The organism is Streptomyces sp. NPDC006393 (assembly GCF_040628575.1).
Taxonomy (GTDB): Bacteria; Actinomycetota; Actinomycetes; order Streptomycetales; family Streptomycetaceae; genus Streptomyces.
In genome coordinates, this window is the sequence record NZ_JBEXZD010000172.1 from 1 (window position 1) to 11,308 (window position 11,308).

The 11,308-nt window shown below is 70.1% G+C and carries 11 protein-coding genes; 8 read left to right on the top strand and 3 right to left on the bottom strand.

The annotated features are described in order from the left end of the window. Positions 1-119 precede the first annotated feature (119 nt). On the bottom strand, positions 120-413 hold the full coding sequence (locus ABZ484_RS37185; RefSeq protein ID WP_358870376.1) for a DUF397 domain-containing protein: 294 nt from the start codon (positions 411-413) through the stop codon (positions 120-122). 305 nt (positions 414-718) lie between these two features. Here ABZ484_RS37185 and rpsO point away from each other — a divergent pair, with 305 nt between their 5' ends. From rpsO to ABZ484_RS37210, 5 genes are all read left to right on the top strand, one after another. Next, positions 719-1,006, top strand: a complete 288-nt coding sequence (gene rpsO / locus ABZ484_RS37190; RefSeq protein ID WP_053664877.1) for a 30S ribosomal protein S15 — start codon at positions 719-721, stop codon at positions 1,004-1,006. A 357-nt stretch (positions 1,007-1,363) separates the two neighbouring features. Beyond that, positions 1,364-3,583: a polyribonucleotide nucleotidyltransferase gene (locus ABZ484_RS37195; RefSeq protein WP_358870377.1), complete on the top strand. Its 2,220-nt coding sequence runs from the start codon at positions 1,364-1,366 to the stop codon at positions 3,581-3,583. Beyond that, a complete protein-coding gene (locus tag ABZ484_RS37200; RefSeq protein WP_358870378.1) occupies positions 3,580-4,959 on the top strand; it encodes a pitrilysin family protein in 1,380 nt (459 codons plus the stop codon). Before ABZ484_RS37195 ends, ABZ484_RS37200 begins: the two co-directional genes overlap by 4 nt. A gap of 26 nt (positions 4,960-4,985) precedes the next feature. Next, positions 4,986-5,738, top strand: coding sequence for a 4-hydroxy-tetrahydrodipicolinate reductase (gene dapB / locus ABZ484_RS37205; protein ID WP_358870379.1), 753 nt, complete (start codon positions 4,986-4,988; stop codon positions 5,736-5,738). Between the two features lie 45 nt (positions 5,739-5,783). Next, complete coding sequence (locus tag ABZ484_RS37210) at positions 5,784-6,239, top strand: hypothetical protein (protein WP_306191538.1); 456 nt, start codon at positions 5,784-5,786, stop codon at positions 6,237-6,239. A gap of 90 nt (positions 6,240-6,329) precedes the next feature. Here the strand turns inward: ABZ484_RS37210 and ABZ484_RS37215 are convergent, their stop codons facing one another. Together ABZ484_RS37215 and ABZ484_RS37220 are read right to left on the bottom strand one after the other, a co-directional pair. Next, a complete protein-coding gene (locus ABZ484_RS37215) occupies positions 6,330-6,884 on the bottom strand; it encodes a hypothetical protein (RefSeq protein ID WP_358870380.1) in 555 nt (184 codons plus the stop codon). A 139-nt stretch (positions 6,885-7,023) separates the two neighbouring features. After that, positions 7,024-7,257 carry a hypothetical protein gene (locus ABZ484_RS37220; RefSeq protein ID WP_030177463.1) on the bottom strand — a complete coding sequence of 78 codons (234 nt, stop codon included), beginning with the start codon at positions 7,255-7,257 and terminating at the stop codon, positions 7,024-7,026. Positions 7,258-7,458: 201 nt separating this feature from the next. Between ABZ484_RS37220 and thyX the strand changes: the two genes are divergently transcribed. The 3 genes from thyX to ABZ484_RS37235 all read left to right on the top strand — a co-directional run bounded on the left by thyX (position 7,459) and on the right by ABZ484_RS37235 (position 11,209). After that, complete coding sequence (gene thyX, locus ABZ484_RS37225; protein WP_358870381.1) at positions 7,459-8,199, top strand: FAD-dependent thymidylate synthase; 741 nt, start codon at positions 7,459-7,461, stop codon at positions 8,197-8,199. 227 nt (positions 8,200-8,426) lie between these two features. Beyond that, a complete protein-coding gene (gene dapA, locus ABZ484_RS37230; RefSeq protein ID WP_358870382.1) occupies positions 8,427-9,326 on the top strand; it encodes a 4-hydroxy-tetrahydrodipicolinate synthase in 900 nt (299 codons plus the stop codon). Between the two features lie 197 nt (positions 9,327-9,523). Then, positions 9,524-11,209, top strand: a complete 1,686-nt coding sequence (locus ABZ484_RS37235) for a ribonuclease J (protein ID WP_358870383.1) — start codon at positions 9,524-9,526, stop codon at positions 11,207-11,209. Positions 11,210-11,308: the final 99 nt, after the last annotated feature.

Here is an 11,308-nt window from a genome sequence, read left to right on the forward strand (position 1 = left end):
GACACGACATCATCAACCGCGGTGCCTGCTCGCTCGAGGACGTGCGGATCGCCGTGCTCGACGAGGCCGACCAGAGTGTGCCGCGCCCCCTCACACCGTCGTTCACCGCCGTACGCCCCTCACTCGGCCGCGACGCCGCCGTCCCGCGGCGCCGGCTCCAGGTCGAACTCGCCGTCCCGCGCGCCCAGCACGAACGCCCGCCACTCCGCCTCCGTGTAGCGCAGCACCGTGTCGTGGTCGAGCGACGACCGCATGGCCACGGCGCCGCCGGGAAGATAGGCGATCTCGACGCGCTCCTCGTGCTCCTCCGTGCCCGGCGCGCACTGCCACTCCACGCCCGAGATGTCGAGGGCGTACAGTTCGTCGCGCTCGCGTTCCTTGCGTGCCTTGATCTCCGCTTCCGTCTCCGCCATCGCGCAGCGACCCCTTCCCGACGTGGTACGGACCCAGTACGGACTGGGGTACTGGATCGACGCTCACCCTAGTGGTCCGCGCGGCCCCGCCAGGAGCCTTCAGGGACCGTGGTGAGGGCGCCCGTGACCGCCTGGTACCCTGAGTGACGGCCGTTTGTGTACGCACCCCCGGAGCCCGATCGCAGGCAACCCTGCGGGCCCTGGAGGCCGCGCCCAGCGGATCCCCGCCTCCCGAGTCACGGAAGCTCCCCAGAGACGAAGACCTGGGGCACTCGGTGGCCCATCACACACCATGAGGAGTACGCGTGTCGCTCGACGCCGCTACGAAGAAGCAGATCATCGGCGAGTTCGGTACCAAGGAGGGTGACACCGGCTCCCCCGAGGTCCAGGTCGCTCTGCTCTCCCGTCGGATCTCCGACCTGACGGAGCACCTCAAGACCCACAAGCACGACCACCACTCCCGCCGTGGCCTGCTGATCCTGGTCGGTCAGCGCCGCCGGCTGCTGCAGTACCTGGCGAAGAAGGACATCCAGCGCTTCCGTACGCTGGTCGACCGCCTCGGCATCCGCCGTGGTGCGGCGGGCGCCAAGTAAGACGCCGTGAAGGGAGCGGTTCCCGTACGACAGGGGGCCGCTCCCTTCGCCGTATGCGCAGGAGGCTCGGCGGAACGTACGGAAACGTGCGGACTGTCAGTGCCCCTTTGTAGTGTGGTAGCACAACGACATACGGATGACACAGCGTGACAGTGCCTACCGACAGCAGGTAGGGCGCCGTCACGTACGACGAACGAGGAGAAGCGCGCCTCGCCGCCGCCGGTCCTCGGTAGTGGCCCCCGGGGAGTGAGTCCCGGGTGCTTCGATCGAAGACCGGCCCGCACCAGACGGAGCGCTTCTCCGCCACCGTCCCTCCGCCACACGGGCGAGTGGGACGACGACGAGGAGAAAACGCTAGTGGAGAACGAGACCCACTACGCCGAAGCCGTGATCGACAACGGTTCCTTCGGCACCCGTACCATCCGCTTCGAGACGGGCCGCCTGGCCAAGCAGGCCGCGGGCTCCGCAGTGGCGTACCTGGACGACGACACCATGGTGCTGTCGGCCACCACCGCCTCCAAGAACCCCAAGGACCAGCTCGACTTCTTCCCGCTGACGGTCGACGTCGAGGAGCGGATGTACGCGGCCGGCAAGATCCCCGGCAGCTTCTTCCGCCGTGAGGGCCGGCCCTCCGAGGACGCCATCCTCACCTGCCGCCTCATCGACCGCCCGCTGCGCCCGTCCTTCAAGAAGGGCCTGCGCAACGAGATCCAGGTCGTCTGCACGGTCATGGCGCTCAACCCCGACCACCTGTACGACGTCGTGGCGATCAACGCCGCGTCCGCGTCCACGCAGCTGGCCGGCCTGCCCTTCTCCGGCCCGATCGGCGGCGTCCGCGTCGCGCTGATCAACGGCCAGTGGGTCGCCTTCCCGACGCACACCGAGCTCGAGGACGCCGTCTTCGACATGGTGGTCGCCGGCCGCGTCCTGGAGGACGGCGACGTCGCGATCATGATGGTCGAGGCCGAGGCCACCGAGAAGACCATCAAGCTCGTCGAGGGCGGCGCCGAGGCCCCCACCGAGGAGGTCGTCGCCGCCGGTCTGGAGGCCGCGAAGCCCTTCATCAAGGTGCTGTGCAAGGCCCAGTCGGACCTCGCCGCCAAGGCCGCCAAGCCGACCGGCGAGTTCCCGATCTTCCTGGACTACCAGGACGACGTCCTGGAGGCGCTCACCGCCGCCGTCCGCCCCGAGCTCGCCCAGGCGCTCACCATCGCCGGCAAGCAGGAGCGCGAGGCCGAGCTGGACCGCGTCAAGGGCCTGGCCGCCGAGAAGCTGCTGCCCGAGTTCGAGGGCCGCGAGAAGGAGATCTCCGCCGCGTACCGCTCGCTGACCAAGACCCTGGTCCGTGAGCGCGTCATCAAGGAGAAGAAGCGCATCGACGGCCGCGGTGTCACCGACATCCGCACCCTGGCCGCCGAGGTCGAGGCCATCCCGCGGGTGCACGGCTCGGCGCTGTTCGAGCGTGGCGAGACCCAGATCCTGGGCGTCACCACCCTCAACATGCTCCGCATGGAGCAGCAGCTGGACACCCTCTCCCCGGTGACCCGCAAGCGCTACATGCACAACTACAACTTCCCGCCGTACTCCACCGGTGAGACCGGCCGCGTCGGCTCCCCCAAGCGCCGCGAGATCGGCCACGGCGCCCTCGCCGAGCGCGCCCTGGTGCCGGTGCTGCCCACGCGCGAGGAGTTCCCGTACGCGATCCGTCAGGTGTCCGAGGCCCTCGGCTCCAACGGCTCGACGTCCATGGGTTCGGTCTGCGCCTCCACCATGTCGCTGCTGAACGCCGGTGTGCCGCTGAAGGCCCCGGTTGCCGGTATCGCCATGGGCCTGATCTCCCAGGAGATCGAGGGCGAGACGCACTACGTCACCCTCACCGACATCCTCGGTGCGGAGGACGCCTTCGGCGACATGGACTTCAAGGTCGCCGGCACCAAGGAGTTCGTGACCGCCCTCCAGCTGGACACCAAGCTGGACGGCATCCCGGCCTCCGTGCTGGCCGCCGCCCTGAAGCAGGCCCGTGACGCCCGCCTCCACATCCTCGACGTGATGATGGAGGCCATCGACCGGCCCGACGAGATGTCCCCGCACGCCCCGCGGATCATCACCGTCAAGATCCCGGTCGACAAGATCGGTGAGGTCATCGGCCCCAAGGGCAAGATGATCAACCAGATCCAGGAGGACACCGGCGCCGAGATCACCATCGAGGACGACGGCACCATCTACATCGGCGCCGCCGACGGTCCCTCCGCCGAGGCCGCCCGCACCACGATCAACAGCATCGCCAACCCGACGATGCCGGAGGTCGGCGAGCGCTACCTCGGTACGGTCGTGAAGACGACCACCTTCGGCGCGTTCGTCTCCCTGCTGCCCGGCAAGGACGGTCTGCTGCACATCTCGCAGATCCGCAAGCTGGCCGGCGGCAAGCGCGTGGAGAACGTCGAGGACGTGCTCGGCGTGGGCCAGAAGGTCCAGGTCGAGATCGCCGAGATCGACTCCCGCGGCAAGCTCTCCCTCGTCCCCGTGATCGAGGGCGAGGAGGCTGACGCAGAGCAGAAGGACGAAGCCGCCAAGTGACGTCCCGTGGCTTCAAGGCGACGGCCCGCACCTCCTCGGAGGCGCGGGCCGTCGCCCGTACCCAAACCCTCATCAAGGGCACGAGCGGCATCGGCACGGTGCGCAAGACGACTCTCCCGGGCGGCCTGCGCGTCGTCACCGAGACCCTGCCGTCCGTGCGCTCGGCCACCTTCGGCATCTGGGCGCACGTCGGCTCCCGCGACGAGACCCGCTCGCTCGGCGGCGCCACGCACTACCTGGAGCACCTGCTCTTCAAAGGCACCTCCCGCCGGTCCGCCCTGGACATCTCCTCCGCCCTCGACGCCGTCGGCGGCGAGATGAACGCGTTCACGGCCAAGGAGTACACGTGCTACTACGCACGCGTGCTCGACACCGACCTGCCGCTGGCCATCGACGTGGTCTGCGACATGCTCACCGGCTCGCTGATCCGCGAGGAGGACGTCGACGTCGAACGCGGCGCGATCCTCGAGGAGATCGCCATGACCGAGGACGACCCCGGCGACTGCGTGCACGACCTGTTCGCGCACACCATGTTCGGCGACCACCCCCTCGGCCGCCCGGTCCTCGGCACCGTCGACACCGTCAACGCCCTCACCGCCGACCGCATCCGCCGCTTCTACCGGAAGCACTACGACCCGACCCACCTCGTGGTCGCCTGCGCCGGCAACATCGACCACAAGAAGGTCGTACGCCAGGTCCGCGCCGCCTTCGAGAAGACGGGCGCCTTCCGGGACGCCCAGGCGACGCCCATCGCTCCCCGCGACGGCCGGCGCAGCCTGCGCACCGCGGGCCGCGTCGAGGTGCAGAGCCGCCGCACCGAACAGGCGCATGTCGTCCTCGGCATGCCCGGCCTGGCCCGCAGCGACGACCGCCGCTGGGCCCTAGGAGTCCTCAACACGGCCCTCGGCGGCGGCATGTCCTCCCGGCTCTTCCAGGAGGTCCGGGAGAAGCGCGGCCTCGCCTACAGCGTGTACTCCTACACCTCCGGCTTCGCCGACTGCGGCCTGTTCGGCGTCTACGCCGGCTGCCGCCCCAGCCAGGTGCACGACGTGCTGAGGATCTGCCGCGACGAACTCGACCACGTCGCCGACAACGGCCTGACCGACGACGAGATCAGCCGCGCCATCGGCCAGCTCCAGGGCTCCACCGTGCTCGGCCTGGAGGACACGGGAGCGCTGATGAACCGTATCGGCAAGAGCGAGCTCTGCTGGGGCGAGCAGATCTCCGTGGACGACATGCTGGCCCGGATGGCGGCGGTCACCCCGGACGACGTCCGCTCCGTCGCCCGGGACATCCTGGGACAGCGCCCGTCGCTGTCGGTCATCGGCCCGCTCAAGGACAAGCAGGCCGCGCGGCTGGACGACGCCGTCGCCTGAACACCTCCCGTAAGGAAGCACAAGAGATGAGCAAGCTGCGCGTGGCGGTCCTCGGTGCCAAGGGCCGGATCGGGTCCGAGGCGGTACGGGCGGTCGAGGCCGCCGAGGACATGGAGCTGGTCGCCGCCCTCGGGCGGGGCGACAAGCTCCAGACGCTGGCGGAGACCGGGGCCCAGGTCGCCGTGGAGCTGACCACCCCCGACTCCGTCATGGACAACCTCGACTTCTGCGTGCACCACGGCATCCACGCGGTCGTCGGTACCACCGGCTGGACCGAGGAGCGCCTCGCGCGGCTGAAGGGGTGGCTGGCCGAGTCACCGGAGACCGGTGTGCTCATCGCGCCGAACTTCTCCATCGGCGCCGTGCTGACGATGAAGTTCGCGCAGATCGCCGCGCCGTACTTCGAGTCGGTCGAGGTCGTCGAGCTGCACCACCCGAAGAAGGTGGACGCGCCGAGCGGCACGGCCACGCGCACGGCTCAGCTGATCGCCGAGGCCCGCAGGGCCGCCGGTACGGCCCCGGCGCCCGACGCCACGACGACGGCCCTGGACGGGGCGCGCGGCGCGAGCGTCGACGGCGTCCCGGTCCACGCGGTCCGCCTGCGCGGCCTGCTGGCCCACCAGGAGGTGCTCCTGGGCGGCGAGGGCGAGACCCTCACCATCCGCCACGACTCCCTCCACCACAGCAGCTTCATGCCGGGCATCCTGCTCGGCGCCCGCCGCGTGGTGACCACTGCGGGCCTGACCTTCGGCCTGGAACACTTCCTCGACCTCAGCTGAGCCACGAGCACCTAGCACCGAGCGGAACCGAAGCCCGAGCCCCTTATGCGCGCGAAGATCACCTACCTCGTCACGGCCGCCGTCCTGGTCTTCTACTTCGTCCTGGTCGGCAGCCGAGGCGTGATGCTCCTCCAGTCCGGCACGCCCGTGACCATCGCCTTCGGGATCGCCGTACTGATCCTGCCGGTGATCGGGCTGTGGTTCCTGTGGAAGAACACCCAGTTCGTCCGCCGGGCCAACCAGCTCGCCGCCGAACTCGACGCCGAGGGCGGCCTGCCCGTCGACGACCTCAGGCGCACGCCCAGCGGGCGCATCGACCGCGACTCGGCCGACGAGGTCTTCGCCCGGCGCAAGGCCGAGACGGAGGCCGCCCCCGACGACTGGCGGACCTGGTTCCGTCTCGCCGTCGCCTACCACGACGCCCGCGACACCCCGCGCGCCCGCAAGGCGATGCAGCGCGCCATCGCCCTGCACGACGGCAGGCCGGCCCCGGCCGCCTGACACCCGACGGCTCGGCCGTCACACACCGGTGGGTCCGGTCCGCACGCTGCGGACCGGACCCACCGGCGTATGAGGTCGGGACGGGGCGTGTCAGTGGGGCCGGTACTCCTCGGCCCACGCCTCCACCGAGTCCGCCGCCCGGTCGAAGGCGGTGACGCGGCCCAGGAAGTCGGCGTTGTGCGTGGTGAGCAGCGGTGCTACGGACCCGGCGCCCCGGCCCCGGCGGGCGAGCACCAGCGCCTGCCCCTGCACCGTGCGCGGCAGCCCGAGCCAGCGCACCGGCTGCTGGAGCGTCCGCACGCTGACGACGTCGGACCACGGCGTCGTACGGGTCAGCAGGAAGCCCACATGACGCAGCCCACGGGCACTGACCCACACGCCCATGCGCAGCAGCCGCAGCGCGCCGGCGATGACGACCAGCGCGACCCCGAAACAGACCGCCGCGGAGGACGGGCCGTCGGTGAGCGCGATCACGACCGCCGCGAGCAGCACGAACGAGGCGAGCAGCAACGCCAGGGCAGCCGCGCCCACCCGCCATGGGCCGGGCCGGTAGGGGCGCCGCCAGCGCTCGCGGTCGTCGAACGGCAGCGCGACGTCGTCGGCTGCGTCGAAGGCGCGGTCGGCCGTCAGGAAGGGCAGGGGCACGGCTGGTCCTCACTCCGTCCAGGCATGGGCTGTGCCCGGTGAGGCTATCCGCCTGTGTCCCCGCTCACCACCCGTGGGGTCTGCGAGGGGCGGTCCGGTGGGGGTCCGCGGGGGAGGTCACAGAGGGTGGCCGCGGCGCTCAGTGCCCGTGGGAGGCCTGCTGCGTCTGCGTGGGGGACTGGCTGCTCGACAGCGCGGGCATGCCGAGGATCAGCGAGCCCACGAGTCCCGCGACGATCGTCAGGCCCAGCAGACAGCGCCCGGCTATCCGGGCGGCGGACGGCCGCTGCCGGGGCGGGGGAGCGACATTGCTGCGGAACCTGTCGGCCTCGGCGACGAAGGCGAACGGGACGGACTCGCGCCGACGGAACATCGGGGACACGGCTCCCTTCCGGATCGAACGGGGGTTTCTCACCCATACAGACGCACGAGTGTCCCAAAAGGTGCCCGGTTTCCCCGAATTCTCAGATCTTCACCGAAGATGTCGCGGCCCGGCACCGAACGCCCCGATGTCAGAGGCGGCCCGTAGAGTGGGCGCCGCCCGTCAGACGTGAAGGAAGGGACCCTCCGAGCCGTGACCGACACCCCCGCCGACCACCCGAAGCCCAGCTTCCGCAGCGACGTCGCCGTCGAGCTGGTCAAGCACACGGCGTCGGACGCCGACGTGCTGTTCGCAGCCCGTGTCTCGACCATCGGCGAGCAGTCCCTCGACGAGCTGAACAAGGACCCGGAGCGCTCCAAGGGCCTGATCAACTACCTGATGCGGGACCGGCACGGCAGCCCCTTCGAGCACAACTCGATGACGTTCTTCATCAGCGCCCCGATCTTCGTCTTCCGCGAGTTCATGCGGCACCGCGTGGGCTGGTCGTACAACGAGGAGTCCGGGCGCTACCGCGAGCTCGAGCCGGTCTTCTACGTCCCCGACGCCTCCCGCAAGCTGGTCCAGGAGGGCCGCCCCGGGAAGTACAGGTTCGTCGAGGGCACCCAGGCCCAGCAGGAGCTGGTCGGGCGGGTCATGGAGGACTCCTACCGGCAGGCGTACGAGGCCTACCAGGAGATGCTCGCCGCCGGCGTCGCCCGCGAGGTCGCCCGCGCGGTGCTCCCCGTGGGCCTGTTCTCCTCGATGTACGCCACCTGCAACGCCCGCTCGCTGATGCACTTCCTCGGCCTGCGCACCCAGCACGAGCTGGCCAAGGTGCCGTCCTTCCCGCAGCGGGAGATCGAGATGGTGGGCGAGCGGATGGAGGCCGAGTGGGCGAAGCTCATGCCGCTCACCTACGCCGCCTTCAACGCCAACGGACGGGTCGCCCCGTAGCCCGTCTCCCGAGCCGCCGGGACCCCGCGTTTGCGCAGGTACTGATGTACGGGTCAGCCTCGTGAAGTGTCCGTATTGCGGCCTTTGTGGAAGTTCATCTAGCCTGATCAAACGGACCCGGCACTGCTTGAACCCCCGAGCAGGCAGTGCCGGGCTCCATCTTTGTCACGACTTGTCGCCTGCCCCTAGGGCAGACCCCGCACCGAGCAACGAGTAGCGTGTTACCCATGGCTCCGACCTCGACTCCGCAGACCCCCTTCGGGCGGGTCCTCACCGCCATGGTCACGCCCTTCACGGCGGACGGCGCACTCGACCTCGACGGCGCGCAGCGGCTCGCCGCCCACCTGGTGGACGCAGGCAACGACGGCCTGGTCGTCAACGGCACCACCGGCGAGTCCCCCACCACCGGCGATGCGGAGAAATCGGACCTCGTACGCGCGGTCGTGGAAGCCGTCGGCGACCGCGCCCACGTCGTGGCCGGCGTCGGCACCAACGACACCCACCACAGCATCGAGCTCGCCCGCGCCGCCGAGCGCGCCGGCGCGCACGGCCTGCTGACCGTCACGCCGTACTACAACAAGCCCCCGCAGGAGGGCCTGTACCGGCATTTCACGGCCATCGCCGACGCCACCGGCCTCCCGGTCATGCTCTACGACATCCCCGGCCGCAGCGGCGTCCCGATCAACACCGAGACCATCGTGCGCCTCGCCGAGCACCCGCGGATCGTCGCCAACAAGGACGCCAAGGGCGACCTCGGCCGCGCGAGCTGGGCCATCGCCCGCTCCGGCCTGGCCTGGTACTCCGGCGACGACATGCTGAACCTGCCGCTGCTCTCCGTGGGCGCGGTCGGCTTCGTCTCGGTCGTCGGCCACGTCGTCACCCCCGACCTGCGCGCCCTCATCGACGCCTACACCTCCGGCGACGTCCAGAAGGCCACCGAGATCCACCAGAAGCTGCTCCCGGTCTACACCGGCATGTTCCGCACCCAGGGCGTCATGACCACCAAGGCCGCGCTCGCCCTGCGCGGACTGCCCGGCGGACCGCTGCGGCCGCCCATGGTCGAGCTCACGCCCGAGGAGACCGAACAGCTCAAGATCGATCTTGCCGCCGGCGGGGTACAGCTCTGACAACAAGACTTCGCGAGTCCTTCTCGCACCGCCCGGCTCCACCCGGCACCCCGCCGGGAACCGGGCTCCACAACCGAACAGGCAACTGAATAAGCAGGCCACCGGTGCCTGCACCCCACAACGACAACTGCTTCTGCACGAACGTCACGCGCGCCACGTGCCCACCGGTACGTGGCGCGTGTGGTGAGGAGAGTCTTTTGAGTCATCCGCATCCTGAACTCGGCCCGCCCCCTCCGCTCGTCGAGGGTGGCCTCCGGGTCACCCCGCTCGGCGGCCTGGGTGAGATCGGCCGCAACATGACGGTCTTCGAGTACGGCGGCCGCCTGCTGATCGTCGACTGCGGAGTGCTCTTCCCCGAGGAGGAGCAGCCCGGAATCGACCTGATCCTGCCGGACTTCTCGTCCATCCGGGACCGCCTCGACGACATCGAGGGCATCGTCCTCACGCACGGCCACGAGGACCACATCGGCGGGGTCCCCTACCTCCTGCGGGAGAAACCGGACATCCCGCTGATCGGCTCCAAGCTGACCCTCGCCCTGATCGAGGCCAAGCTCCAGGAGCACCGCATCCGCCCCTACACCCTGGAGGTGGCGGAAGGGAACCGTGAGCGCATCGGCCCCTTCGACTGCGAGTTCGTCGCCGTCAACCACTCCATCCCGGACGCCCTCGCCGTCGCGGTCCGCACCCCCGCGGGCATGGTGGTCCACACGGGCGACTTCAAGATGGACCAGCTGCCGCTGGACAACCGCCTCACCGACCTGCACGCGTTCGCACGGCTGAGCGAGGAGGGCATCGACCTCCTTCTCGCCGACTCCACGAACGCCGAGGTCCCCGGCTTCACGCCGCACGAGCGGGACATCTCCGGCGTGCTGCGCCAGGTCTTCGCCGGCGCTCGCAAGCGGATCATCGTGGCGAGCTTCGCCAGCCACGTCCACCGCATCCAGCAGATCCTGGATGCGGCGCACGAGTACGGCCGCCGGGTCGCCTTCGTCGGCCGCTCCATGGTGCGCAACATGGGCATCGCCCGGGACCTCGGTTACCTCAAGGTCCCGCCGGGCCTGGTGGTGGACGTCAAGACGCTCGACGACCTGCCCGACCACGAGGTGGTCCTGGTCTGCACGGGCTCGCAGGGCGAGCCGATGGCAGCCCTGTCCCGGATGGCCAACCGGGACCACCAGATCCGCATCGTCGAGGGCGACACGGTGATCCTGGCGTCCTCGCTCATCCCGGGCAACGAGAACGCGGTCTACCGGGTGATCAACGGCCTGACCCGCTGGGGCGCCAACGTCGTCCACAAGGGCAACGCCAAGGTGCACGTCTCGGGCCACGCCTCGGCCGGCGAGCTGCTGTACTTCTACAACGTCTGCCGCCCGAAGAACCTGATGCCGGTCCACGGCGAGTGGCGCCATCTGCGCGCCAACGCCGAGCTGGGCGCCCTCACCGGCGTGCCGCACGACCGGATCGTCATCGCCGAGGACGGTGTCACCGTCGACCTCGTCGAGGGCAAGGCCAAGATCTCCGGCAAGGTCCAGGCCGGCTACGTCTACGTCGACGGCCTCTCCGTCGGCGACGTCGGCGAGCCCGCCCTGAAGGACCGCAAGATCCTCGGCGACGAGGGCATCATCTCGGTCTTCGTGGTGGTCGACTCCACCACCGGCAAGGTCACCGGCGGCCCGCACATCCAGGCCCGTGGCTCCGGCATCGAGGACTCCACCTTCGCGGAGGTCATCCCCAAGATCGCGGACGTCCTGGAGAAGTCGGCCCAGGAGGGCATCGCCGACGCCCACCAGCTGCAGCAGCTCATCCGCCGCACGCTGGGCAAGTGGGTCTCGGACGGCTACCGGCGCCGGCCGATGATCCTCCCGGTCGTCGTGGAGGTCTGAGGCTCGAACTGGCAGCGGGGCGCCTCGATTTGCATCGAGGCGACCACCGCAACGTCGTCACCGTGCGCGGCACCCTCGCCGACGGCGAGGAGGTCTCGG